Origin of the sequence: Pseudomonas migulae, from assembly GCF_043225285.1 — a bacterium.
In the GTDB taxonomy this organism is placed as follows: domain Bacteria; phylum Pseudomonadota; class Gammaproteobacteria; order Pseudomonadales; family Pseudomonadaceae; genus Aquipseudomonas; species Aquipseudomonas migulae_C.
In genome coordinates, this window is record NZ_CP171224.1 from 2,264,260 (window position 1) to 2,290,509 (window position 26,250).

19 protein-coding genes are annotated in these 26,250 nt (G+C 61.3%); 13 read left to right on the forward strand and 6 right to left on the reverse strand.

What is annotated here, in order from left to right:
* Positions 1–416: 416 nt before the first annotated feature.
* Entirely contained in the window at positions 417–1,793 is a 1,377-nt protein-coding gene (locus ACF6ZU_RS10500) for an L-serine ammonia-lyase (RefSeq protein ID WP_392892141.1), read from the reverse strand.
* 435 nt (positions 1,794–2,228) lie between these two features.
* Between ACF6ZU_RS10500 and ACF6ZU_RS10505 the strand changes: the two genes are divergently transcribed.
* The 3 genes from ACF6ZU_RS10505 (at position 2,229) to choV (ending at position 5,263) form a co-directional block, all read left to right on the forward strand.
* Positions 2,229–3,176: a choline ABC transporter substrate-binding protein gene (locus ACF6ZU_RS10505; RefSeq protein WP_017341206.1), complete on the forward strand. Its 948-nt coding sequence runs from the start codon at positions 2,229–2,231 to the stop codon at positions 3,174–3,176.
* Positions 3,177–3,242: 66 nt separating this feature from the next.
* Positions 3,243–4,088, forward strand: coding sequence for a choline ABC transporter permease subunit (gene choW, locus ACF6ZU_RS10510; RefSeq protein ID WP_392892142.1), 846 nt, complete (start codon positions 3,243–3,245; stop codon positions 4,086–4,088).
* Positions 4,085–5,263, forward strand: a complete 1,179-nt coding sequence (gene choV / locus ACF6ZU_RS10515; RefSeq protein WP_392892143.1) for a choline ABC transporter ATP-binding protein — start codon at positions 4,085–4,087, stop codon at positions 5,261–5,263. Before choW ends, choV begins: the two co-directional genes overlap by 4 nt.
* A gap of 198 nt (positions 5,264–5,461) precedes the next feature.
* Here the strand turns inward: choV and ACF6ZU_RS10520 are convergent, their stop codons facing one another.
* Entirely contained in the window at positions 5,462–7,411 is a 1,950-nt protein-coding gene (locus tag ACF6ZU_RS10520; protein ID WP_392893772.1) for a BCCT family transporter, read from the reverse strand.
* 378 nt (positions 7,412–7,789) lie between these two features.
* Between ACF6ZU_RS10520 and betI the strand changes: the two genes are divergently transcribed.
* The 9 genes from betI (at position 7,790) to yccS (ending at position 21,503) form a co-directional block, all read left to right on the forward strand.
* Positions 7,790–8,383, forward strand: a complete 594-nt coding sequence (betI, locus tag ACF6ZU_RS10525) for a transcriptional regulator BetI (protein WP_027926636.1) — start codon at positions 7,790–7,792, stop codon at positions 8,381–8,383.
* 60 nt (positions 8,384–8,443) lie between these two features.
* Positions 8,444–9,916: a betaine-aldehyde dehydrogenase gene (betB, locus tag ACF6ZU_RS10530; RefSeq protein ID WP_392892146.1), complete on the forward strand. Its 1,473-nt coding sequence runs from the start codon at positions 8,444–8,446 to the stop codon at positions 9,914–9,916.
* A 151-nt stretch (positions 9,917–10,067) separates the two neighbouring features.
* Positions 10,068–11,771, forward strand: coding sequence for a choline dehydrogenase (gene betA / locus ACF6ZU_RS10535; RefSeq protein ID WP_392892147.1), 1,704 nt, complete (start codon positions 10,068–10,070; stop codon positions 11,769–11,771).
* 241 nt (positions 11,772–12,012) lie between these two features.
* Positions 12,013–13,455 carry a TldD/PmbA family protein gene (locus ACF6ZU_RS10540; protein ID WP_392892148.1) on the forward strand — a complete coding sequence of 481 codons (1,443 nt, stop codon included), beginning with the start codon at positions 12,013–12,015 and terminating at the stop codon, positions 13,453–13,455.
* Positions 13,455–14,792: a TldD/PmbA family protein gene (locus ACF6ZU_RS10545; RefSeq protein WP_392892149.1), complete on the forward strand. Its 1,338-nt coding sequence runs from the start codon at positions 13,455–13,457 to the stop codon at positions 14,790–14,792. The genes ACF6ZU_RS10540 and ACF6ZU_RS10545 overlap by 1 nt, the downstream gene beginning before the upstream one ends.
* Before the next feature lie 112 nt (positions 14,793–14,904).
* On the forward strand, positions 14,905–16,332 hold the full coding sequence (gene mdtD, locus ACF6ZU_RS10550; RefSeq protein WP_392892151.1) for a multidrug transporter subunit MdtD: 1,428 nt from the start codon (positions 14,905–14,907) through the stop codon (positions 16,330–16,332).
* Between the two features lie 105 nt (positions 16,333–16,437).
* Positions 16,438–17,775 carry an ATP-dependent RNA helicase DbpA gene (gene dbpA / locus ACF6ZU_RS10555; protein ID WP_392893774.1) on the forward strand — a complete coding sequence of 446 codons (1,338 nt, stop codon included), beginning with the start codon at positions 16,438–16,440 and terminating at the stop codon, positions 17,773–17,775.
* Positions 17,776–17,917: 142 nt separating this feature from the next.
* The gene (locus ACF6ZU_RS10560) at positions 17,918–19,096 is read left to right on the forward strand and encodes an NAD(P)/FAD-dependent oxidoreductase (RefSeq protein WP_392892152.1); all 1,179 of its coding nucleotides are present in this window, start codon (positions 17,918–17,920) and stop codon (positions 19,094–19,096) included.
* A gap of 223 nt (positions 19,097–19,319) precedes the next feature.
* Complete coding sequence (gene yccS / locus ACF6ZU_RS10565) at positions 19,320–21,503, forward strand: YccS family putative transporter (protein ID WP_392892154.1); 2,184 nt, start codon at positions 19,320–19,322, stop codon at positions 21,501–21,503.
* A 116-nt stretch (positions 21,504–21,619) separates the two neighbouring features.
* Here yccS and ACF6ZU_RS10570 read toward each other — a convergent pair whose 3' ends face one another.
* Positions 21,620–22,357, reverse strand: a complete 738-nt coding sequence (locus ACF6ZU_RS10570; protein WP_392892155.1) for a substrate-binding periplasmic protein — start codon at positions 22,355–22,357, stop codon at positions 21,620–21,622.
* A gap of 256 nt (positions 22,358–22,613) precedes the next feature.
* On the opposite strand from ACF6ZU_RS10570, the gene ACF6ZU_RS10575 reads away from it, so the two are divergent.
* Positions 22,614–23,066 carry a GNAT family N-acetyltransferase gene (locus ACF6ZU_RS10575; protein ID WP_392892157.1) on the forward strand — a complete coding sequence of 151 codons (453 nt, stop codon included), beginning with the start codon at positions 22,614–22,616 and terminating at the stop codon, positions 23,064–23,066.
* Between the two features lie 111 nt (positions 23,067–23,177).
* On the opposite strand, the gene ACF6ZU_RS10580 is transcribed toward ACF6ZU_RS10575, so the two are convergent.
* Genes ACF6ZU_RS10580 through ACF6ZU_RS10590 form a run of 3 tightly spaced genes read right to left on the reverse strand, consistent with a single transcriptional unit; the run spans position 23,178 to position 26,151 of the window.
* Complete coding sequence (locus ACF6ZU_RS10580; protein ID WP_008033286.1) at positions 23,178–23,474, reverse strand: helix-turn-helix domain-containing protein; 297 nt, start codon at positions 23,472–23,474, stop codon at positions 23,178–23,180.
* A gap of 15 nt (positions 23,475–23,489) precedes the next feature.
* Positions 23,490–23,981: a M48 family metallopeptidase gene (locus tag ACF6ZU_RS10585; RefSeq protein ID WP_392892159.1), complete on the reverse strand. Its 492-nt coding sequence runs from the start codon at positions 23,979–23,981 to the stop codon at positions 23,490–23,492.
* 46 nt (positions 23,982–24,027) lie between these two features.
* Positions 24,028–26,151: a putative bifunctional diguanylate cyclase/phosphodiesterase gene (locus ACF6ZU_RS10590; RefSeq protein WP_392892161.1), complete on the reverse strand. Its 2,124-nt coding sequence runs from the start codon at positions 26,149–26,151 to the stop codon at positions 24,028–24,030.
* Positions 26,152–26,250: the final 99 nt, after the last annotated feature.

The following is a 26,250-nucleotide window of genomic DNA, read 5'->3' on the forward strand; positions in this document are numbered from 1 at the left end:
GCAATTGCCATGCCTAAAATTGAATACGCGTTCAATAACTCCTGAAAACGACGTCGCGGCCTGTCTATATAAGCCGCGTTGCGAGTGGGGGTTATAAGTGGCATTCACAGGGGCAAACGCGCTGTTCCGTTGCGTGTGAGCAAATCGGTAGCACTTGTGGGAACAGGCTTGCAGCGACGCCCGAAAGAGTGTCACCGCAGGCACAGGGGACGAACGGTCAGGGCCGGGCTGGCTCCCTGACTTGTTGCTACGGGCTTATCTGTAAGCGACGCGCCAAAACGTGGCGTGTTTTGAATCCGGTGTTCACTTTGCGCGCAGTTTTGACTGGTCTGGCGCTATCGCGAGCAGGCTCGCTCCCACATTTGATCGCGTTCCCCTGTGGGAGCGAACCTGCTCGCGATGCAGCCCACTCGGTTTCAGCACTCCACCGCGCTGACCGCCAGGCCGCCCCGCGAGGTCTCTTTATATTTGTCATGCATATCGGCCCCGGTATCACGCATGGTGCGGATCACCCGGTCCAGCGAAATGAAGTGCTGGCCGTCCCCGCGCAACGCCATCTGCGCCGCGTTGATAGCCTTCACCGCGGCAATCGCATTGCGCTCGATGCACGGCACCTGAACCAGCCCGCCCACCGGGTCGCAGGTCAGGCCGAGGTTGTGTTCCAGGCCGATTTCCGCCGCGTTGCACAACTGCTCCGGGCTGGCGCCGAGAATCTCCGCCAACCCCGCCGCCGCCATGGCACACGCCGAACCGACTTCGCCCTGACAACCGACTTCCGCACCGGAGATCGACGCGTTCTTCTTGCACAGGATCCCCACCGCCGCGGCGCCGAGGAAATAGTCGACCACGTTGGCGTCCGTCACCGCCTCACTGAATTTCATGAAGTAATGCAGCACCGCCGGAATGATTCCCGCCGCGCCGTTGGTCGGCGCCGTGACCATGCGACCACCGGCGGCGTTTTCTTCGTTGACCGCCAGGGCGAACAGGTTGACCCACTCCATCGCACTCAGGGTCGAGCCGATGACATTGGGCTTGTTCAACTCTTGCAGGCTGCGGTGCAACTTGGCCGCGCGGCGACGTACGTTCAGGCCGCCAGGCAATATGCCTTCGTGCTTCAGGCCTTGCTCGACGCAATCCTGCATCGCCCGCCAAAGCTTCATCAGGCCGGCGCGGATTTCTTCTTCGCTGCGCCAGACCTTTTCGTTGGCCATCATCAGTTCGGCCACGCGCAGGTTGTGCTGTTTGCAGAGGCTGAGCAGCTCGGCGGCGCTGGAGAAGTCGTACGGCAACTCGGTACGGTCCAGATCCACCACGCCGCTGGAGGCTTGCGCTTCATCGACGACAAAACCGCCGCCGACGGAATAGTAGGTGTCGCGATGCAACTCACCGTCATCGCCCTCGGCGACCAGAGTCATGGCGTTGGGGTGGAACGGCAGGTTTTCGTCGATCAGGCGCATGTCCCGCGCCCATATGAACGGTACCGACAAACGTCCATCAAGCAACAGGGTGTGGGTTTCGCGCAGGGTGGCAATGCGGATGCCGATTTGCGACGGATCGATCGCGTCCGGCCATTCGCCCATCAGGCCCATGATCACTGCGTTGTCGCTGCCGTGACCGATGCCGGTGGCCGACAACGAGCCATACAGCTGAACTTCGACGCGCCGCACTTGCTCCAAAAGACCCTGCTCGCGCAAACCTTGCACGAACAGCGCCGCGGCGCGCATCGGCCCCACGGTGTGCGAACTGGAAGGGCCGATGCCGATTTTGAACAGGTCGAAAACGCTGATAGCCATTACTGCCGAACTCCTGGAGATGCCAACTCCGGGCGCAAAAGCACCCGGTGACGGAGCTGCTACGCTCAAGCTGCAATCCGCCGGTCTGGCTGCATCATCAGGCTTTTATCGTGTCGTTCGACGTCTGGTACCGACGCACTCTTGTCCACCAGCGCCGTGTGCGTTTTACGCTGTGTTTGCGCCGTTTTTTCGTGGTTCAAAGCGGCAAACAGGGCTGAAAAAATCTGTAAACGACGTCACCGACACTGGATGCGACCATCCCTGTACTGGTTACGACGCCCCCTGTAGGCGTCAGATTTTCACTGGTACATGATCGTATCGACTCGATTGCAAGGCGCCGTGGTAGAGCTGTCTCCAAAACGCCATCCAACCGCAACCTATAAGTGCGGTGGTCCAGTCGGAACACTGCCAAAAAAAACACCAAGGAGTCCATCCATGAAAGGTTCCCCGTCGTTGTTGTTGGCCGCCATGCTGAGTCTGCCGTTACTGGCTCAAGCCGCAGAACCCGCTCAGTGCAGTACCGTGAATTTCTCCGATGTCGGCTGGACCGACATCACCGCGACAACCGCCACCACCAGCGTCGTTCTGGATGCACTGGGCTACAAGACCAAGACCACCATGATTTCCGTACCGGTGACCTACAAGTCCCTGGCCGACGGCAAGAACATGGACATCTTCCTCGGCAACTGGATGCCGACCATGGAAAACGACATCAAGGCCTACCGCGATGCCGGGACCGTGGATGTCGTGCGCACCAACCTGACCGGCGCCAAGTACACCCTGGCCGTACCGCAAGCGCTGTACGACAAAGGGCTGCATGACTTCGCCGATATCGCCAAATTCAAGAAAGAACTCGATGGCAAGATCTATGGCATCGAGCCAGGCAACGATGGCAACCGTCTGATCCAGAGCATGATCGACAAGAACGCCTTCGGCCTGAAAGACGCCGGTTTCAAGATGGTCGAATCCAGCGAAGCGGGCATGCTGTCGCAAGTTGACCGCGCGCAGAAACGCGACACCGCCGTGGTGTTCCTCGGCTGGGCGCCGCATCCGATGAATAAGCGCTTCAAGATCCAATACCTGACCGGCGGTGACGACTTCTTCGGTCCGGACTTCGGTGCCGCCACCGTGGCAACCAATACCCGCAAGGGGTATGTGCAGGAATGCAGCAACGTGGGTCAGTTGCTGAAAAACCTGGAGTTTACCGTCGACATGGAAAGCTCTCTGATGGGCAACATCCTGGACGACAAGATGAAGCCTGAAGCGGCCGCCAAGGCCTGGCTCAAAAAGAATCCACAGGTCCTCGATACCTGGCTCGCTGGCGTGACCACCATTGACGGTAAACCAGGCCTGGAGGCCGTGAAAGCCAAGCTCGCGCAGTAAATCGTTTATGCCGGGCGGGTTCGCTCGCCCGGGCTGTTTATTCCTTGCATGCGGACGTTCACTACCATGCTGATTGATCAGAAAATCCCTTTAGGCCAGTACATCGCGGGCTTCGTTGAATGGTTGACGCAACACGGCGCCAACACCTTCGACGCAATTGCCGTGTCACTGGAAACGATGATCCACGGCGTGACTTTTGCGCTGACCTGGTTCAACCCGCTGGCATTGATCGGCCTCATCGCGCTACTGGCACACTTCATTCAACGAAAATGGGGATTGACCGTTTTCGTCATCGCCTCCTTTCTGCTGATCCTCAACCTGGGGTACTGGCAGGAAACCATGGAAACCCTCGCCCAGGTGTTGTTCGCCACCCTGGTCTGCGTGGTCATCGGCGTGCCGTTGGGTATCGTCGCCGCGCACAAGCCGATGTTCTACACCATGATGCGTCCGGTGCTCGATCTGATGCAGACCGTACCGACCTTCGTTTACCTCATTCCTACCCTGACCCTCTTCGGCCTGGGTGTGGTCCCGGGCCTGATCTCCACGGTGGTGTTCGCGATTGCCGCGCCCATCCGCCTGACTTACCTGGGCATTCGCGATGTACCCGCAGAATTGATGGACGCCGGCAAAGCCTTCGGCTGCTCGCGTCGCCAACTGCTCACAAGGATCGAACTGCCCCACGCCATGCCGAGCATCGCGGCCGGCATTACCCAGTGCATCATGCTGTCGCTGTCGATGGTGGTGATCGCGGCACTGGTGGGCGCCGACGGACTGGGCAAACCGGTGGTCAACGCACTGAACACTGCTGATATCGCCCTGGGCTTCGAAGCGGGCCTGGCGATCGTACTGCTGGCGATCATGCTCGACCGTATCTGCAAACAACCCGACGCTAAAGTAGGGGGTGACGCATGAGCATTATTCGCTTCGAAGACGTCGACGTAATCTTCACCAAAGATCCGCGCGAGGCACTGAAACTTCTCGATCAAGGCTTGACCCGCAGCGAGATCCTGAAAAAGACCGGGCAGATCGTTGGCGTTGAAAAGGCCAGCCTGGACATCGAAAAAGGTGAAATCTGCGTGCTGATGGGCCTGTCCGGCTCCGGCAAATCCAGCCTGCTGCGTTGCATCAACGGCCTCAACACCGTCAGCCGCGGCAAGCTGTTCGTCGAGCACGAAGGCAAGCAGATCAACATTGCCGCCTGCACAGCCGCCGAACTGAAAATGATGCGCACCAAGCGCATTGCGATGGTGTTCCAGAAGTTCGCCCTGATGCCGTGGCTGACGGTGCGCGAGAACATCAGTTTCGGCCTGGAAATGCAGGGACGTCCCGAAAAAGAACGCCGCAAGCTGGTGGACGAAAAGCTCGAGCTGGTGGGCCTGACCCAGTGGCGCAACAAGAAACCCGACGAGCTTTCCGGCGGCATGCAGCAACGTGTGGGCCTGGCCCGCGCGCTGGCGATGGACGCCGACATTCTGCTGATGGACGAACCGTTCTCGGCCCTCGACCCGCTGATCCGCCAAGGCCTGCAAGACGAACTGCTCGAGCTGCAACGCAAACTCAGCAAAACCATCGTCTTCGTGAGCCATGACCTCGATGAAGCACTGAAACTCGGCAGCCGAATCGCGATCATGAAAGATGGCCGGATCATTCAGTACAGCAAGCCTGAAGAAATCGTCTTGAACCCGGCGGATGACTATGTGCGGACCTTCGTCGCGCACACCAACCCCCTGAACGTGTTGTGCGGTCGCAGCCTGATGCGCACCCTGGACAACTGCAAACGCATCAACGGTTCGGTATGCCTCGATCCGGGCGGCGATTCGTGGCTGGACCTGGCCGAAGGCAACACCATCAAGGGCGCCCGCCAGAACGGCGCGAACCTGGACCTGCAGAACTGGATCCCGGGACAAGCAGTGGAAGGCCTGGGTCGTCGGCCAACGCTGGTGGACTCCAACATCGGCATGCGCGACGCGCTGCAGATTCGTTACCAGACCGGCAACAAGCTGGTGCTGCACGACAACAACAAGGTGGTCGGAATTCTCGGCGACAGCGAGCTGTATCACGCGCTGCTCGGCAAGAACCTGGGCTAAGGCAACAGACACAAAAACGCCGCGAGAGGATCGCGGCGTTTTTGTTTGCGGGACACCAGGGTGAGCAGCTTTGAAGCTGATGGCCCTATCGCGAGCAGGCTCGCTCCTACATTGGAATGCGGTCAACTGTGGGAGCCAGCCTGCTGGCGATGATGCTGACGCGGTGCCTCAGACAGAAGCACCGCATCAATTCACAACTCAGCTATAAACCCGGCCAAGGAGTTGCCGATGGCTTTCGAACTGATCGAGCACGTCACGGGTGATCTGATCCTGAGTGAAGCCCATCAGGTCGTAATCCTGGCTGCCATTGTGCAGGTACACCTCGGCGCGGTAGTAACGGGCGCGGGGCTCATCGGGACTTTCCGCCGAGACCGTTTCGCTCGCCGCCGCCAGATAGCCGTCCAGGCTCACTTCGTAGACAAAAGGGTTGCCCTCTTCCATCTCGATCCGCAGGCCCATGCAGCGCTTGGCCTTGCCCAGCAACGTTTGCACGTCCAGGCCTTTACCGCGCAGTTGCACCACGGCCTCTTCCAGCGCCGGGCTGACTTGCTTGTCCATGAAGCGCTGAACGATCGACTGGTTCGGTTGCAGGTCCAGCTGCGTCAGACGCTCGCTGAAACCACGACGCCCTCGGGCAGCCAGTTCCGCTTGCTCCTGTTCGATCTGCACGTCCTGGCGCATGGCCTTGTGCAAGCCGAACATGAAGCACACCAACACTACGGAGAACGGCAGACCGGCCAGCACCACCATGGTTTGCATGGCTTCGAAGTTACCGGCGAACAGCAGGCCGATGGTCACCAGGGTGATCACTACCGACCAGAAGATCCGCAGCCAGTGCGGCGCGTCTTCGTCGACGTTGCCGCCCTTGCACGAAAGGTTGGCCATCATCACCGCGCCGGAATCCGCCGGGGTCAGGAACAGCACGAAACCGACGAAAATCGACACGCCGATCACCACTTTCGATGCCGGGTAATGCTCCAGCAACTGGTAGATCGCCATGGACGGCTGTTCCAGCGCCGTCTTCCCGAGCTCTACCGCCCCATGGTTCATCACCAGGTCCAGGGCCGAGTTACCGAAGATCGACAGCCATGCCAGGGTGAAACCCAGCGGGATCAGGAGCACGCCGGCCACCAGTTCACGCACGGTACGACCACGGGAAATACGCGCGATGAACATGCCTACGAATGGCGCCCAGGAAATCCACCAGGCCCAGTAGAACAGGGTCCACAGGCCCAGCCAACGGTCAGACTTCTCGCTGTCGCCTTCGTAGACGTACAGGTCGAAGGTCTTCAGCACCACGCCGTTCAGGTAGTCGCCGACGTTCTGCACAAAACCGTTGAGCAGGTGCAGCGTCGGGCCGAACAGCAGCACGAAAATCAGCAGGCCGCTGAACAGCACGATATTCAGGTTGGACAGGCGACGAATGCCGTTTTCCACGCCGGACACGGCGGCGATGGTCGCCACAGTGCTCATCACGATGATCACGATCAGCAGGTTGGTGTTGCTGTGTTCCATGCCGAACAGGTTTTCCAGCCCGGACGACACCTGCAGCGAACCAATCCCCAGGTTCGTCACCAGCCCCAGCAGCGTCACGAACATGCCGAAGCCGTCCACCGCGTGACCGGCCGCGCCTTTGACCCAACGCTCGCCCACCAGCGGATACAGCGCCGAACGCAACGCCAGCGGCTGGTTATGACGGTAGGCAAAATACGCCACGGCCAGGCCGACCAGTGCGTAGATCGCCCAGCCATGCAGACCCCAATGCAGGAACGTCAGCTGTACCGCCTGACGCGCCGCGAGGTTGCTGGCCGATGCGCCTTCCGGCGGGTTGAAGTAATGATCCAGCGGCTCGGAAGCGCCAAAGTACAGGAGCGAGATGCCGATACCCGAGGAGAACAGCATCCCCGCCCAGGCGCCGTAGCTGAAGTCCGGCGTGTCGTCCTTGCTGCCCAGTTTCAGTTTGCCGTAGGACGAAAACGCCAGGCCGACCACGAACACCAGGTAAGCGGCGATCACCACAATGTAGTACCAGCCGAAGCTGCGGGACAACCAGGCCTGGGCAATACCGAGCAGTCTGCCGGCCTCTTGCGGGGCGATGATCAGAATGGCGGTCAACAACAGAATCAACGCGGTAGAGGTGTAGAACACCCAACCGTTGACCGTCACCTTCTCGGGCGGGGTCTTTATTAGCGAGGCAGAACTCATGGCACAGATGCTCCGGGCAGTGCGGGAGAAGAACGCAAGGCAATGGGTACCCGACCAATCGGTTAGTGGGCAGCCGACCGGCGGGTGATATAAAGACAACCCGAAAAACGCCCGAAGCCCGGGAGCGCCAGTGCGCGTGGGTTTCGAGCGTTTTTGGATGTCGTTTTTCCGCCATCTACACGTAGGAAAAACCTGTAGGCAGCGACGATTTGTCGCAGATCTTATTCTTTGTTGATTGAACGTTCAATCAAAACAAAATAGACTGGCCCTCAATCCGATAGACGTTTTGCGTCTGCCGGAAGGCCTAAGGAGATGTGCAAGATGCCCAAGGTCGGTATGCAACCCATCCGCCGCCAGCAATTGATCGAAGCCACGTTGCTGGCCGTCGATCAGGTCGGAATGGGGGACGCCAGCATTGCGCTGATCGCCCGTTTGGCCGGTGTCTCGAACGGCATCATCAGTCATTACTTTCAGGACAAGAACGGCCTGATCGCTGCCACGGCGCAGTACCTGATGAGTGTCCTCAGCGAGAACGTCACCGCGCGCCGTCAGGCGCTGACAGATGACAGCCCGCGGGCGCATCTGCAGGTGATCATCGAAGGCAACTTCGACGCCAGCCAGGTCAATGGCCCGGCAATGAAAACCTGGCTGGCCTTCTGGGCCACCAGCATGCACCACCCGTCTTTGCACAGGTTGCAGCGGATCAACGATCACCGTCTGTATTCCAACCTGTGCTGCCAGTTCCGCCGCGTATTGCCGCTCGATGACGCGCGCAGTGCAGCCCGGGGCCTGGCAGCCCTCATTGACGGTTTGTGGTTGCGCGGCGCGCTGTCGGGAGATGCCTTCGACACCGAGCAGGCGCACCGGATCGCTTACGAATACATGGATTTCCAACTGGCCAAGCGGGTGAGTTAGAGCACACAGAACGCTCAACCCCCGGACCGAGCCAACCACTGATGCACTTGCGAGGACAATATGGCCCGTTTCGAACTGCAAAAACTCTACATCGATGGCGGTTACTCCGACGCTGGCAGCGATGCCACCTTCGAAGCCATCAACCCGGCTAACGGTGAAGTCCTCGCAAAAGTACAACGTGCGACCAAGGAAGACGTCGAGCGCGCTGTCGTCAGCGCCGAAAAGGGCCAGAAGATCTGGGCCGCGATGACTGCCATGGAGCGTTCGCGCATCCTGCGTCGCGCCGTCGACATTCTGCGCGAGCGCAACGATGAGCTGGCCGCCCTGGAAACCCTGGACACCGGCAAGTCGTTCTCCGAAACCAAGTACGTCGACATCGTCACCGGTGCTGACGTGCTGGAATACTACGCCGGCCTGGTGCCTGCCATCGAAGGCGAGCAGATCCCGTTGCGCACCACCTCGTTCGTCTACACCCGTCGCGAGCCGCTGGGCGTCGTGGCCGGTATCGGCGCATGGAACTACCCGATCCAGATCGCCCTGTGGAAATCCGCCCCGGCCCTGGCGGCCGGTAACGCGATGATCTTCAAGCCGAGCGAAGTCACCTCGCTGACCACCCTCAAACTGGCCGAGATCTACACCGAAGCAGGCCTGCCAGCCGGCGTGTTCAACGTATTGACCGGCAGCGGCCGTGAAGTCGGCACCTGGCTGACCGAGCACCCGCGCATCGAGAAAGTCTCGTTCACCGGCGGCACCGACACCGGCAAGAAAGTCATGGCCAGCGCTTCCAGCTCGTCGCTGAAAGACGTGACCATGGAACTGGGCGGCAAGTCCCCGCTGATCATTTTCGACGACGCCGACCTCGATCGCGCCGCCGACACCGCAATGATGGCCAACTTCTACAGCTCCGGCCAGGTCTGCACCAACGGTACCCGCGTGTTCGTACCGAGCCACCTGAAAGCCGCATTCGAAGCCAAGATTGCCGAGCGCGTTGCGCGCATCCGCATCGGCAACCCGGAAGACGAAAACACCAACTTCGGCCCGCTGGTCAGCTTCGCCCACATGGAAAGCGTGCTGGGCTACATCGCCAAAGGTAAAGAAGAAGGCGCTCGCGTACTGTGCGGCGGCAGCCGTCTGACCGAAGGCGACCTGGCCAAAGGCGCCTTTGTGGCACCGACCGTGTTCACCGACTGCACCGACGACATGACCATCGTTCGTGAAGAAATCTTCGGCCCGGTGATGGCGATCCTGACCTACGAAACCGAAGAAGAAGTGATCCGTCGCGCCAACGACACCGACTTCGGCCTGGCCGCCGGTATCGTCACCAAGGACCTGAACCGCGCTCACCGCGTGATTCATCAACTGGAAGCCGGTATCTGCTGGATCAACGCCTGGGGCGAGTCCGACGCGAAGATGCCGGTTGGCGGCTACAAGCAGTCGGGCGTGGGCCGTGAGAACGGCATCAGCTCGCTGAACAACTTCACGCGCATCAAATCGGTACAGGTCGAGCTGGGCGATTACGCCTCGGTGTTCTAAGGCGGCATCTGCCTCGCCTGCGAGGCCGCTTCGCGAGCAGGCTCGCTCCCACAGGAGTACGCATTCCACTGTGGGAGCGAGCCTGCTCGCGATCGAGTGCGCAGCACTCGCCTTGGCCTGACCTGAACCAACTTCAAAGAGGGTGCATTCAATGTCCCAAGAATTCGATTACATCATCATCGGTGCCGGCTCGGCTGGTAACACCCTGGCGACCCGTCTGACCGAAGACGCCGGCGTCACCGTCCTGCTGCTTGAAGCAGGCGGCCCGGACTACCGTTTCGACTTCCGCACACAAATGCCGGCCGCCCTGGCGTTCCCGCTGCAAGGCCGTCGCTACAACTGGGCGTACGAAACCGATCCAGAGCCACACATGGACGGCCGCCGGATGGAATGCGGTCGCGGCAAGGGCCTCGGCGGCTCTTCGCTGATCAACGGCATGTGCTACATCCGCGGCAACGCGATGGACTACGACAACTGGTCGAAACTGCCAGGCCTGGAAGATTGGGATTACCTGAACTGCCTGCCGTATTTCCGCAAGGCGGAAACCCGTGACATCGGCCCGAACGACTACCACGGTGGCGATGGTCCGGTCAGCGTGACCACGCCGAAAGCGGGCAATAACCCGCTGTTCCACGCCATGGTGGAAGCCGGCGTGCAAGCCGGTTACCCGCGCACCGAAGACCTCAACGGTTACCAGCAGGAAGGCTTCGGCCCGATGGACCGCACCGTGACGCCGAAAGGCCGCCGCGCTTCCACCGCTCGCGGTTACCTGGACGTCGCCAAGAAGCGCTCGACCCTGACCATCGTCACCCACGCCCTGACCGACAAGATCCTGTTCGAAGGCAAGCGTGCCGTTGGCGTGCGCTACCTGATCGGCGCCGCTGAAGAGCGCGTTGAAGTGCGTGCACGCAAGGAAGTGCTGCTGTGCTCCGGCGCCATCGCTTCGCCGCAGATCCTGCAACGTTCCGGCGTCGGCCCGGCCGAACTGCTGAGCAAGCTCGATATCCCGGTGGTCCACGACCTGCCAGGCGTCGGCGAAAACCTGCAGGACCACCTTGAGCTGTACCTGCAATACGCCTGCACCCAACCGGTCTCGCTGTACCCGTCGCTGCTCTGGTACAACCAGCCGGCCATCGGTGCCGAGTGGCTGTTCAACGGCACCGGCATCGGCGCCAGCAACCAGTTCGAAGCCGGCGGTTTCATCCGTACCCGTCCGGAATTCGATTGGCCGAACATCCAGTACCACTTCCTGCCGGTGGCGATTAACTACAACGGCAGCAACGGCGTGAAAGAACACGGCTTCCAGGCGCACATGGGTTCCATGCGCTCGCCGAGCCGTGGTCGCATCCAGGCCAAATCCAAGGATCCGCGCGAGTACCCGAGCATCCTGTTCAACTACATGGCCACCGAGCAGGACTGGCAGGAATTCCGCGACGGCATCCGCCTGACCCGCGAAATCATGCAGCAGCCGGCACTGGACGCCTTCCGCGGCCGCGAAATCAGCCCGGGCATCGACGTGCAAACCGATGAGCAGCTCGACAAGTTCATCCGCGAACACGCCGAAACCGCGTTCCACCCGTCCTGCTCGTGCAAGATGGGCACCGATGACATGGCCGTGGTTGACGCCGAAGGTCGTGTGCATGGCCTCCAAGCCCTGCGCGTGGTCGATGCCTCGATCATGCCGATCATCACCACCGGCAACCTGAACGCGCCGACGATCATGATCGCCGAGAAAATCGCCGACAAGATCCGTGGCCGCCAGCCATTGCCGCGCAGCAAGGCCGATTACTACGTGGCCGGTGATGCACCGGTGCGTGGCAAGCCGTTGCGGGATGTGAGCCCTACTGCCCAGTAAGGCTTAGTACCGAGGCGCGACCATCGCGAGCAGGCTCGCTCCCACACCGGTTTTGTGAACGACACAGATCCAGTGTGGGAGCGAGCCTGCTCGCGAATGGGCCCGACCAAACACCACACCTCTCCAAAGACTTCACCCTTGATCCTCCCCCCGCACAGGCCTAATCTAGCGCCACGCAAACGTTTCACCCCCCCCTTCGCAACACCGCTGCACCGCCACTCCATTCCAGGGAGGTTCCCGAATGTTCGATTTCCACCCCCAGCTCAAGCAGCGCTTTGCTGCTTTGCGCACGGGCGCTGAATTCTTTTCGCTGCGTTATGTGCGCGAGTCCGGCCAGTACCTGTCGGTGCGCAAGAATGTCGCCGAACCTCCGAGCCTGAGCCGTGACGAAGGCGCGATGCTCACCGTTCGCGTCAACGGCGTCGAAGCCTACGCCGCGACCAACGACCTGTCGCAACAAGGCCTGCAATCGGCGCTGAACCGGGCAGAGCAGCAAGCCCGTCAACTCAAGCCCCACGCCCTGCTGGATCTGCGCGAGCAAGCCGTTTCCAGCGACCGCGCCGATTACTTTTCGCCCAACCTCGACCAGCCCTTCCCGTCCCTGAGCGATTGCTACCAGTTGCTCGGCGCCGAATCCGCGTCCGTGCCCAAGGACGAACGGCTGGTGAACTGGCAGGTGAGCATCGGCATTACCAACGTCGAGCAGATCTACCTCAACAGCGCCGGTGCCGAACTGCGCCAGGCCCAGCGATTCGTCTACCCGGGCCTCGATGTCACCGCCTACGACGGCAACGACAGCCAGACCCGTAGCCTTGGTCGCGAGAACTTCGGCCAGCAGGGCGGCGCCGATGTCATCAGCCGCTGCGGCCTGATCGGCGCCGGCCCGACCATCGCCGATCAGGCGCTGCAATTGCTGCTGGCACCGAACACCCCGCAAGGCCCGCGGGACCTGCTGCTGATGCCGGACCAGATGATGCTGCAGATCCACGAATCCATCGGCCACCCGCTGGAACTGGACCGAATCCTCGGTGACGAGCGCAATTACGCCGGCACCAGCTTCGTCAAGGCCGAAGACTTCGGCCACCTGCAATACGGCTCGAAACTGCTCAACGTGACGTTCGACCCGGACATTCCCGAACAGCTCGCCAGCTACGGGCATGACGACGACGGCACCGCCGCGAGCAAACAATTCCTGATCAAGGAAGGCTTGCTGCTGAAGCCCTTGGGCGGTGCGTTGTCGCAATTCCGTGCCGACATGGACGGCGTCGCCAACAGCCGCGCCTGCGGCTGGAACCGGCCGCCGATCGACCGCATGGCCAACCTCAATATCGAGCCCGGCGATCAGCCGCTGGAGCAGTTGATCGGCAACATCGAGCACGGGATTTTGATGAGCACCAACCGCTCGTGGTCAATCGATGACGCGCGCAACAAGTTCCAGTTCGGCTGCGAATGGGCGCAACTGATCGAAAACGGCGAACTCAAGGGCGTGGTGAAAAACCCGAACTACCGAGCGATTTCCGCGCACTTCTGGAAGAGCCTCCGCGCCGTCGGTGACGCCAGCACCTTCAAGGTATTGGGCACGCCGAACTGCGGCAAAGGCGAACCGAATCAGGTGATCCGCGTCGGCCATGCCTCGCCGGCCTGCGTGTTCAGCAACGTGGATGTGTTTGGGGGAGACGCCTGATGAGTACGTCAAATAATCAGGCCGACGGGTTCAAGGCCCTGGTCAACGGGCTGCGCGAAGCGATTCGCGAGCCCGAGCAATTCACCCTCAGCTATGCCGCCGAGTCGTCGGCCTTCGTGCGCTTCAACCATGGCAAGGTGCGTCAGGCCGGTCAGGTCCAGCAAGCGAGCCTGGGGCTCAAACTGATCAACGAAGGCCGGCATGCCGACCTCGACATCACGCTGTCCAGCGATGCCGAAACCGATCGCCAACGCCTCGCAGAAGGGCTGCAACAACTGCGCGACACCTTGCCGCTGCTGCCGCAGGATCCTTACCTGCTGCTCAACCACAACGGCTGGCAGAGCAAGAACGTACAGGCGCATCCGCTGCCGGACACCGAACAGGTGGTCGCCGAAATCACCCGGGCCGCCGAGGGCCTGGACCTGGTCGGTTTCTACGCGGCCGGGCCGATCAGTCGTGGTTTCGCCAGTTCTTCCGGTGCGTTCGGCTGGCACCAGGCCAATAGCTTCAACTTCGATTTCAGCCTGTTTCATGCCAACGGCCAGGCGGTGAAAGCCAGCTATGCCGGGCATGACTGGAACAGCGAAGGGTTTGCCCGACGCTTCCAGCAGGCGCGTGAGCAGCTCGAGTTCCTCGGCCGACCATTGCGGACACTGGCGCCAGGTCAGTACCGCGCCTACCTGGCGCCGGCCGCGCTGGAAGAAGTCATGAGCATGCTGTCCTGGGGCGGCTTTTCGGCGCAGTCGGTGGCGAGCAAGAGCAGTCCGTTGCAGAAGCTCTACGCAGGCGACCAGACGTTCAGCCCGCTGGTGTCCCTCGATGAAAACGTCAGCGGTTCGTTGAGCCCGGCGTTTTCCGGCGAAGGTTATCCGCGCAGCGATCTGAAGCTGATCGTCGAGGGCCAGGCCGGTGAGCAACTGGTCGGCTCGCGCAGTGCCGCCGAATATGGCCTGACCGCCAACGGCGCCAGTGGCGGCGAATCGCCGACCGCGCTGAACATGGCGCCCGGCACGCTGGCGGATGCCGAGATCCTCAAGCAACTGGGCACCGGTTTGTACATCAGCAATCTCTGGTACCTGAACTACTCGGACCAACCGATGGCCCGCATGACCGGCATGACCCGGTTCGCGACCTTCTGGGTCGAGAATGGCGAGATCCAGGCACCGGTGAGCACCATGCGTTTTGACGACAGCGCCTACAGCTTGCTGGGTTCGCAGCTGGAAGCGTTGACCGAGGAACGCGAGTTGTTGCTGTCGGCGAGCACCTACAGCCAGCGGGCCACGGCTTCGGCGTTGTTGCCCGGCGCGCTGATCAGCAAGCTGACCCTGACCCTGTAAAAAGCTTCGCGAGCAGGCTCGCTCCCACAGGTATGTCGCTGTCCATGTGGGAGCGAGCCTGCTCGCGATGAAGCCATCACGGATTACCTGATTCACACTGACAAGAGGTCCCATGCCCAACCGCCCACCTCTCGACGCTGTCACCGCCCGCTGGTTGCCGTGGGTCGTCGCCATTGCCTTTTTCATGCAGTCCCTCGACGGGACCATCCTCAACACCGCCCTGCCGGCCATGGCCCGCGACCTGGCGGAAGACCCCTTGCGCATGCAAGGCGTGATCATCGCCTACATGCTCACCGTCGCCCTGCTGATCCCCGCCTCGGGCTGGATCGCCGACCGCTTCGGCACCAAGAAAATCTTCTTCGGCGCGATCCTGTTGTTCAGCATCGGCTCGTTGCTCTGCGCCCTGTCGAGCAGCCTGAGCATGCTGATCGGCGCCCGGATCATTCAAGGCCTGGGCGGTGCGCTGATGCTGCCGGTCGGGCGTCTGGTGGTGCTGCGTGCCTACCCGCGTTCGGAACTGGTGCGGATCATGGGCTTCATCACCATCCCCGGCCTGCTCGGTCCGTTGATCGGCCCGACCATGGGCGGCTGGATGGTCGAATACCTGACCTGGCACTGGATCTTCCTGATCAACCTGCCGGTGGGCGCCATCGGTTGCTACGCGGTGTGGAAATTCATCCCCGACCTGCGCGGCAGCGAGCGCACGCGCTTCGACAGCCTCGGCTTTGTGCTGTTTGGCGCCGCGATGGTGTTGATCACCATCGCCATGGAAGGCCTCGGCGAGTTGCACCTGCCGCACTTGCGCGTGATGTTGCTGCTGTTCGGCGGCATGGCGTGTCTGGCGGCGTACTGGCTGCGGGCCGGGCACATCGAAAATCCGCTGTTCGCGCCGTCGCTGTTCAAGACCCGCACGTTCGCCGTGGGCATTCTCGGCAACCTGTTCGCCCGTCTGGGCAGCGGGGCACTGCCGTTCCTCGTACCGTTGCTGCTGCAAGTGGCGCTGGGTTATTCGCCGTCACAGGCCGGGATGAGCATGTTGCCGCTGGCGGCTGCGGCGATGTTCGCCAAGTGGTACGCCCGCCCCCTGATCGAACGCCTGGGTTATCGCATCGTGCTCACCGGCAACACCCTCGCGCTGGGCATCATGCTCGCAAGCATGGGCCTGGTCAGCGAGCAGACGCCGTACTGGCTGCTGCTGGGCATGCTGGCGGTTCTCGGTGCGATCAACTCCTTGCAGTTCACCGCGATGAACACCGTGACCCTGATCGACCTCGACGACGCCAGCGCCAGCAGCGGCAACAGCCTGCTGTCGGTGGTCGCGCAATTGTCCTTGAGCCTCGGGGTTGCTTGTGCCGGCGCCCTCCTCGGCGGGTTCACCGCAGAAGTCGGAAATGATGGCGTGGACACGATTCTGGGCGCGTTCCAGCTGACCTTCGTAACCGTCGGAATCATGGCGATGCTGGCCGCAACCATCTTCTCGCAGCTGTCGAGAGAAGACGGACGGCGCGTCAAGCGTCCGGAAGAGCACATAGAGCCTTAGGGCGAATGGCCACTGGGCTGGTACACTGCGCGACATTTTGTTTTGCAGGCCAGTCCCGTGACCACCATCGCCACCGCTTTTAATACTTTGCCGCTGTCCGCCGCCATGCTGGCTAACCTCGACTCCCTCGGTTATGCCCAGATGACGCCGATCCAGGCGCAAAGCTTGCCGGTGATCCTCAAGGGGATGGACCTGATCGCCCAGGCCAAGACCGGCAGCGGCAAGACCGCCGCGTTCGGTATCGGCCTGCTGAACCCGATCAATCCGCGCTTCTTCGGTTGCCAGGCACTGGTCATTTGCCCGACGCGTGAACTGGCCGACCAGGTCGCCAAGGAAATCCGTCGCCTGGCCCGCTCCGAAGACAACATCAAAGTCCTGACCCTGTGCGGCGGCGTGTCCTTCGGCCCGCAGATCGGTTCGCTGGAGCACGGCGCGCACATCATCGTCGGCACGCCGGGTCGTATTCAGCAGCATCTGCGCAAGGGTTCGCTGGTCCTTCACGGCCTGAACACCCTGATCCTCGACGAAGCCGACCGCATGCTCGACATGGGTTTCTACGATTCCATCGAAGAAATCATTGCCCAGTGCCCGGAACGCCGCCAGACCCTGCTGTTCTCCGCCACCTACCCGGTGGGCATCAAGCAGCTGGCCTCGAAATTCATGCGCAACCCGCAGCAAGTGAAGGCTGAAGCGTTCCACGACGACACGCAGATCGAACAGCGCTTCTACGAGATTTCTCCGGAAGAGCGTATGGACGCAGTGGTCAAGGTCCTCGCCCATCACCGTCCAGCTTCTTGCGTGGCCTTCTGCTTCACCAAGCAGCAGGTTCAGGAAACCGTCGATCACCTGACCGCCAAGGGCATCTCCGCCGTCGGCCTGCACGGCGATCTGGAACAGCGTGATCGTGACCAGGTGCTGGCCATGTTCGCCAACCGCAGTACTTCGGTACTGGTCGCCACCGACGTCGCCGCCCGCGGCCTGGACATCGATGCGCTGGACATGGTGATCAACGTCGAGCTGGCCCGCGATTCGGAAATCCACATTCACCGCGTGGGCCGTACCGGTCGCGCCGGCGAAAAAGGCATCGCGATCAGTCTGGTCGCGCCGTCCGAAGCGAACCGCGCCCAGGCCATCGAGCAACTGCAGAAGTCGCCGTTGAGCTGGGATCAACTGGACAACCTCAAGTCTCAGGGCGGCGGTCCGCTGCTGCCGCAAATGAGCACCCTGGTCATCGGTGCCGGCCGTAAAGACAAAGTGCGTCCGGGCGACATTCTGGGTGCGTTGACCGGCGATGCCGGGATTCCGGGCGCGCAGGTCGGCAAGATCGCGATTTTCGATTTCCAGGCGTATGTGGCCGTGGAACGCGGGGTTGCCAAACAGGCTATGCAGCGCCTGAACGACGGCAAGATCAAAGGCCGCTCGCTGCGCGTGCGTATTTTGTAAGAACAACGCACTTCCCCTGTGGGAGCGAGCCTGCTCGCGATGGCGTAGTGTCAGATAACATTGAGGTGTCTGACACTACGCCATCGCGAGCAGGCTCGCTCCCACAGTTAGTTTTGTGGTGAGACAATTGGAGGACACCGTTTTGCGCTCTACCGAAGTCGTGATCATTGGCGCTGGCGCCGCAGGGTTGATGTGTGCGCTGACCGCCGCCGGGCGCGGGCGCAAAGTGCTGTTGCTCGACCACGCGAACAAGGCCGGCAAGAAAATCCTGATGTCGGGCGGTGGCCGCTGCAATTTCACCAACATGTACACCGAACCGGGCAATTTTCTCTCGCAGAACGAACATTTCTGCAAATCCGCACTGGCGCGTTATACCCAGTGGGATTTCATCGGCATGGTCGCCAAACACGGCGTGCCGTACCACGAGAAAAAACTCGGCCAGCTGTTCTGCGATAACAAGTCCAGCGACATCCTCGAGATGCTGCTCACCGAGTGCGATCAGGTCGGCGTCAGCCTGCACCTGGACACGTCGATCCAGACCATCGAGAAGCTCGAGAGCGGTTATCTGCTGGACACCACGCTGGGCCAGATCACCTGTGAATCGCTGGTGATCGCCACCGGCGGCCTGTCGATCCCGACCCTCGGCGCCACCGGTTTCGGTTATCAGGTCGCCAAGCAGTTTGGCCACGACTTGTTGCCGACCCGCGCCGGCCTGGTGCCGTTCACCATCACCGATCAGCTCAAGGAGCTTTGCACCGAGCTGTCCGGCACCTCCGTGGATTGCCTGGTGAGCTGCAACGACCAGAGCTTCCGCGAGAACATCCTGTTCACCCATCGCGGCCTCAGCGGCCCGGCAATCCTGCAGATTTCCTCCTTCTGGGAGTCCGGCGACGCGGTCGACATCAACCTGATGCCGGACCACGACGTGCCGGGCTGGCTGCAACAGCAGCAGGCCGAGCGCCCGAACAGCGAATTGAAAACCCTGCTCGGCGAGATCTTCACCAAGAAGATGGCCAACCTGCTGGCGGACAACTGGTTCGTCTCCAAACCGATGAAGCAGTACACCCACGCGGAAATCGCCGACATCGCCGAGAAACTGGCAAGCTGGAAAGTGGTGCCCGCCGGCACCGAAGGCTATCGCACGGCCGAGGTGACGCTGGGTGGCGTCGATACCCGCGAGGTGTCGTCCAAGACCATGGAATCGCTGAAGAGCCCCGGCTTGTACTTCATCGGTGAAGTGCTTGATGTCACCGGGCACCTGGGGGGCTTCAACTTCCAGTGGGCGTGGGCGTCGGGTTACGCGGCAGCTCAATACGTCTGATACCCCGCTGTACCTGTAGGAGCGAGCCTGCTCGCGATGAGGCCATTACATTCAACAGAATCGTTGACTGACAGTCCGCTATCGCGAGCAGGCTCACTCCTACAGTTGTGATGCGTTGTTCGGTAAAGGAACAGATTTTGCTGTCAGATGTGATCGGCGCCATTGCGTCGGCGTCATTACTGGCTCAATTTAGCGGCATTGCCTCGGAAGGCCTTCGCACTTCATGTCATCGACCCCTTTTCGTCAGTCTCTGCGTCGCCTCTGGGCGCTGGATAAATTCAGTTACAGCGTACGGGTATTCATCGCCCTGACCGGCAGCATGGCGCTGTGTTGGTATCAGGACGAAATGGGGCTGCTGATCCCGCTGTTCCTGGGGATCATCGCCAGCGCCCTGGCCGAGACCGACGACAGTTGGCAGGGCCGCCTCAATTCGCTGGCCGTGACGCTGGTGTGTTTCCTGGTCGCCGCGCTGTCGGTCGAGTTGCTGTTCCCCTACCCCGTCTTTTTCATCATCGCCTTCGCCCTCGCGGCTTTCTGCCTGACCATGCTCGGCGCCCTCGGCGAACGCTACGGCGCGATTGCTTCGGCGACGTTGATCCTGTCGGTCTACACCATGATCGGCGTGGACCAGCGCGGCGGCGCAGTGACCGATTTCTGGCACGAGCCGGTGCTGCTGGTGGCCGGCGCGGCGTGGTACGGCTTGCTCTCGGTGTTGTGGCAGGCGATGTTTTCCAACCAGCCGGTGCAGCAGAGCCTGGCGCGGTTGTTCCGTGAACTGGGTTTTTACCTGAAGCTGAAATCGTCGCTGTTCGAACCGGTCCGGCAGATGGACGTGGAAGCCCGCCGACTGGAACTGGCCCAGCAGAACGGCCGGGTCGTGGCAGCACTGAATGCCGCCAAGGAAATCATCCTGCATCGGGTCGGCAACGGACGGCCGGGGTCGAAAGTCAGCCGCTACCTGAAACTCTATTTCCTCGCCCAGGACATCCACGAGCGCGCCAGTTCCTCGCACTATCCGTACAACGCCCTGGCCGAAGCCTTTTTCCACAGCGACGTGCTGTTCCGCTGCCAGCGCCTGCTGCGCCAGCAAGGCAAGGCCTGTCGGGCGCTGGCGGAATCGATCCAGATGCGCCAGCCTTTCATCTATGACGCCAGCTTCGCCGAAGCCCTCAGCGACCTGCACGCCTCCCTCGAACACCTGCGCATCCAGAGCAACCCGGCCTGGCGCGGACTGCTGCGATCCTTGCGCGCACTGGCCGCCAACCTCGGCACCCTCGACCGCCTGCTCAGCGATGCGAGCAACCCTGATGCCCTCGCCGACGCCACCGACAGCAGCTTGCTCGATCGCTCGCCGCGCAGCCTCAAGGATGTGTGGGTTCGCTTGCGCACGCAGCTGACGCCGACCTCGCTGCTGTTCCGCCACGCCCTGCGTTTGCCCCTCGCCCTGAGCATCGGCTACGGCATGGTGCATTTGATTCACCCGTCGCAGGGTTACTGGATCATCCTCACCACGCTGTTTGTCTGCCAGCCGAACTATGGCGCGACACGGCGCAAGCTCGGTCAGCGGATCATCGGCACCGCCATCGGCCTGACCCTGGCCTGGGCGCTGTTCGATCTGTTCCCGAACCCGCTGATCCAGTCCTGCTTCGCCATCGCCGCCGGGGTGGTGTTCTTTACCAACCGCACCACCCGCTACACCTTGGCGACGGCCGCGATTACGTTGATGGTGCTGTTCTGCTTCAACCAGGTCGGCGACGGTTACGGGCTGTTCCTGCCGCGATTGCTCGATACCTTGCTCGGCAGTCTGATCGCTGGCCTGGCGGTGTTCCTGTTCCTGCCGGACTGGCAGGGTCGACGCCTGAATAAAGTCCTGGCGAATACCCTGACCTGCAACAGCATTTACCTGCGCCAGATCATGCAGCAATACGCCGCCGGCAAGAGCGACGACCTCGCTTATCGCCTGGCCCGGCGCAATGCGCACAACGCCGATGCGGCGCTGTCGACGACGCTGGCCAACATGCTGATGGAACCGGGGCATTTCCGTAAGGAAGCGGATGTCGGGTTCCGCTTCCTGGTGCTGTCGCACACCTTGCTCAGTTATTTGTCAGGGCTGGGCGCACACCGCGAGACCCAGCTGCCGACGGATGTGCGTGAGTACCTGATCGAAGGGGCCGGCGTGAAGCTTGCGGCGAGCATCGATGAAATCGCTCAGGGCCTGGCGAGCAAAACGCCGATTGCGATTCAGAGTGATGAGGAAGAGGCGTTGGCCAACGAACTGGAGCAGATGCCGGATGAAATCGATGAGGGCCAGCGGCTGGTGCAGACGCAGTTGGCGTTGATCTGCCGGCAGCTGGGACCGCTGCGGACGCTGGCGGCGCATCTGATCAAGGACACCAGCGAAGATTGAGAGGTGTGCTGGCTGTCAGGGCCTCATCGCGAGCAGGCTCGCTCCCACAGGGGAATGCATTTCAACTGTGGGAGCGAGCCTGCTCGCGATGGGGCCATCAGCCGCACCACAAAAACTCACATCCCATGCTGCTTCAGCAACCGCTCATAACTCCCGTCCGCCTTCATCTCCGCAATCTCCCGATCGAACCCCGCCACGATCTGTTCATGCTGCGGATTCTTCAGGCTCACCAGGATATGCAGGCTGTTCTCGCTCAGCGGCTTGGGCAGGAATTCCACGGCATTACGCACCTTGGCCGATTCCCGGGCGAGGTAATAACGCGCAACATATTCGTCTTCAAGGGTCAGTTTGACGCGGTCGGCGGCAACCATGCGCACCGCCATGGCAAAGCTGTGCACGGGGATTTTCTGTAGCGAAACGTCCTCATCGAACGCTGGCGAATAGGCGTAACCGCGAACCACTGCAATCGGGTAGGTGTGCAGTTGCTGCAGGTTATTGAATTCGATGGGCGCGTCTTTGCGCTTGAGAAAGCGCACGCGGTTGAGCAGGTATTCGCCGGAAAACTGGCCGAGCTTGGTGCGCTCTTCGGTGTACCAGGCGTTCACCAGCACATCGTATCGCCCCTCGCCGACGCCCATCAGCGCACGCGCCCAGGGCACCTGCTCGAAATCGCTGGCATAGCCTGCGCGGGCCAGCGCGGTGCTGACGATGTCGGTGGCCAGGCCGCCGTTGACCAGCGTGGCGTCGGTAAAGGGTGGCCATGAATCGGCGACCAGCCGCAGCTTTTCCGCTGCCGCACTCTGGGCCAGCAACAGCAACCCGATCAAGGCCAACGCTCGATGCAATCGCGGCATGCTCGAAAATCCTTAGCGGGCGGGCCGCCCGGCGTGTTTTCAGCCAAAACTCCAAGGCCCCTTACCGGCAAAACCCAGGTACTAACATTAGCTCATCGAAGCCACTGCATTGCGCTCCATCTCAGATTACACAAAGAAGACAACGCCGCGAGAAATGAATGATGGCATTTTGGCCTTTGTCACAGATTTCTTCGCCATCAAGACAACTTCCGCCCGGACGCTTAGTATCGGCGTCACTGGATAAAGGAACGTGAAGATGACAATCGATTGGGTCTGCAAACACCACAGCGATCTGGGCAAGGAGCAGCTGTACGCCATTCTGCAACTGCGCACCGAGGTGTTCGTGGTCGAGCAGAAATGTGTGTATCAGGACGTGGATGGCCAGGATCTGGAAGGTGACACCTGCCACCTGATGGCTTGGGATGGTGATCGGCTGGTGGCGTACCTGCGATTGCTCGACCCTGAATTACAGGGCGGTGATGTGGTGATCGGGCGAGTGCTTACCGCGCCCGAGGCTCGCGGCAAAGGTCTGGGTCATGAGCTGATGGTTCAGGCGTTGAAGCAGGCCGGGAAGCGTTGGCCGGAAACGCCGGTTTATCTGTCGGCCCAGGCGCATTTGCAGGGGTATTACGGGCGGTACGGGTTTGTCGTAGCGGGCGAGGAATATGTGGAGGATGGTATTCCGCATATAGGCATGCGTCGTTCCTGAAGCCCCCATCGTCGGAACGCCGCCCGGAGCCGGCTCGCTCCCACATTGGAATGAGTTTCAACTGTGGGAGCGAGCCTGCTCGCGATGGCGTCGGATCAAACACCGCAGGAGCTAGGGGTATTCCAGCACCGCTTTGATCTGCCGCAAATTCCGCTCGATCCACCCCCGATCTATCGCCCCCCACTCGCGAATCCGATAGCGCCCGGCATGGTTGCGCGCGCCTTCTTCCTGTTCGAACTCGCACACGATATCCAGATCCGCCAGCGCCGCAATGGTGTCCTGTGCCGTGCGCCGGGGCATGCCGGTCACGTCGGTCAACGCCGGGACGCTGCTGGCCAGCCCGCTGTCGATCAGGTACGCCACGTACAAACGGCGATAGAAGCTGCTCTTGGTCTTGCTCACGTCCATCCACACACTCCTTGGCTACTGCATTTCCCGCCACGTCAGGTACACCCGCAAATCGAACTCGACCTGGTGATACCCCGGCAACATGTGTTCACACAGCTTGTAGAACGCCTTGTTGTGATCCGACTCCTTGAAGTGCGCCAGCTCATGCACCACGATCATTTTCAGAAAATCGGCGGGCGCCTCCTTGAACAAGGCTGCGACGCGGATTTCCTTCTTGGCCTTGAGCTTGCCGCCCTGCACCCGCGAGATCGTGGTGTGCAGGCCGAGGGCGCGATGGGTCAGGTCCAGGCGATTGTCGAACAACACCTTGTCGATGGCCGGGGCGTTCCGCAGGTATTCCTGCTTCAGGTCCAGGGCATAGGTGTAGAGCGCCTTGTCGCTTTGCACGTCGTGCTGTTGCGGGTAGCGCTTCTCAAGGTATTCGCCCAGCCGACCGTCGGTGATCAGCTGGCGCACCTGGTTCTGCAGCTCAACGGGATAGGCCTGAAGGTATTTCAACGCGGTCATCGGGACGGGCAACATCGGCTACTGAAAGGCCGCCAGTGTAGCGAATTCAGCCGGTCAGCGTGCTCCAGTCGAACGGCTGCACAAAGTCGCCGACGTCCTCGGCCATCATCGGCCGCGCCACCAGGAACCCTTGCACATACTCGCAGCCATTGGCTTGCAGCCACTCATACTGCTCGATGGTTTCCACCCCTTCGGCAATCACCAGCATGCCGTATTGCTTGCACAGGTCGATCACGGTGCGCACCAGCGCCGCATCCCGCGAGGAGGCTGGCAACCGGGCGATCATATGCCGGTCGAGCTTGAGCGTATCCAGCTCCAGGTCCCGCAGATGGGCCAGCGAACACTGCCCCGAACCGAAATCATCCAGCGCCACCCGCACGCCCAGGTTGCGCAGCAGGCGCAGCTGTTTGCGGGTTTCCTCGGGGTTGTGCATCAAGGCGTCTTCCGTGACCTCGACTTCCAGGTGATGCGCCTGCAAGCCATGGCGCTCCAGCACCTGACGCAACTCGGTGACCAGGTTGGGCATGCCGAACTGCGTGCTGCTCAGGCTGACGCCCAGCACCAGGTCTTCGGCAAACAGGGTTTCCCAGGCTTTGCGCTGCCCGGCGCCACGCTGATAAATCCAGCTGCCGAGGCGACTGATCAACCGCGCTTCTTCCAGCAACGGCAAAAACAGCCCTGGCGGCACATCGCCGACACTTGGATGCTGCCAGCGCAGCAACGCTTCGAACCCACGGATCTGTCCGCTGCCGATCGCCACCTGAGGCTGGTACACCAGGTTGAAGTCACGGTTTTCGATGGCGGTGCGTACGCTTTCTTCGAGCATCAGCCGCGAACGCGCCCGGCCATTCATGTCGTGATCATAAAAACGGTATTGCTGACGGCCCGCCCGCTTGGCTTCGTACATGGCGATGTCGGACGCGCGCATCAAGCCGTCGAGGTTGGAGCCGCAATCCGGGTACGTGGCGATGCCGATGCTGGCCCCCAGCGCGATGTCCAAACCATCGATCTGCTGACAGATCGACACCCGCTCAATCAGCTTTTCCGCAATCTTCGCCGCTTGTTCGGGGAACTCCAGGTCGAGCAGCGCCGTAAACTCATCGCCGCCCATGCGCGCCAGAATGTCGAAGGGCCGTAGGCAGGCTTTCAACTGCTCGGACACCCAACGCAACACCCGGTCGCCGGCATCGTGGCCGAGGGAATCGTTGACCCGCTTGAACCCGTCCAGGTCGAGGTACAGCAGCACCCAGGCGCTGTCAGACCGCTCGCCACGCAGCAGCAGGTTTTCCACGGTTTGATGGAACCCCCGGCGATTGAGCAACCCGGTCAACGGGTCGGTCACCGCCTGGAATTCCAGTTGCTGATGCAGGTGGCGCACCACCGACATGTCCAGCACCGTCACCACCATCGCCCGTTGTTCGGCGGGCAGCGGCGCGCAGGACAGCGCCACGGGCACCTGCTGGCCCGGCGCAGTACGCAGCAACGCATCATGCAGACGCAAGGTTTCGCCGCGCTTGTAACCGGCGAGCAGCTCGGAATCGGCCCATACCGGAATATGCGGCTTTTGCAGGTAATCCAGAAACTCCGTGCCCTGCAGTTCTTGCACCGTGGCATTGAGCAAGCGCGACATCGCCGGGTTGGCGAAGCGAACCAAACCATCCTCACCGACCACCAGGATGCCTTCGGCGGCGTTATCCAGCACCGAGGCATTGAAAGCGCGCGCGACCTCCAGATCGTGGCTCAGGCGCTGCAATGCCCGGCGATTGCGCTGGTGCTCAAGCAACGCCTGGACCTTGGGCTTGAGGATTTGCGGGTCGAACGGTTTGAACAGGTAATCCACCGCACCACTGGCATAGCCCTTGATCACGGCGTCCTGTGACTGTTCGTTAGCGGTGAGGAAAATGATCGGCGTGAGGCGGGTTCGCTGGCTGCCACGCATCAGGCGCGCCACTTCAAAACCATCCATGCCCGGCATCTGCACATCCAGCAGCACCAGATCGATCTCGTGTTCGAGTAAAAGACTGAGGGCTTCAAAACCGGACGCAGCCGTTATGACCCGCCAATCCTGGCGCTGCAACAACGCGCGCATGCTGATCAGGTTTTCGGGGTAATCATCGACGATTAATAGGGTTGAGCTGCCGTCGGCTGGCGTTGGGTGCGCGCATTCCATGCTGCTTCTCTTGTCGGGGCGTCAGGCCGGCTTCTTGTGAAAACCGGACAAATACTACGCCTTCACTCTAGACCGGGATTGGCAAAAGCAGAAGATATC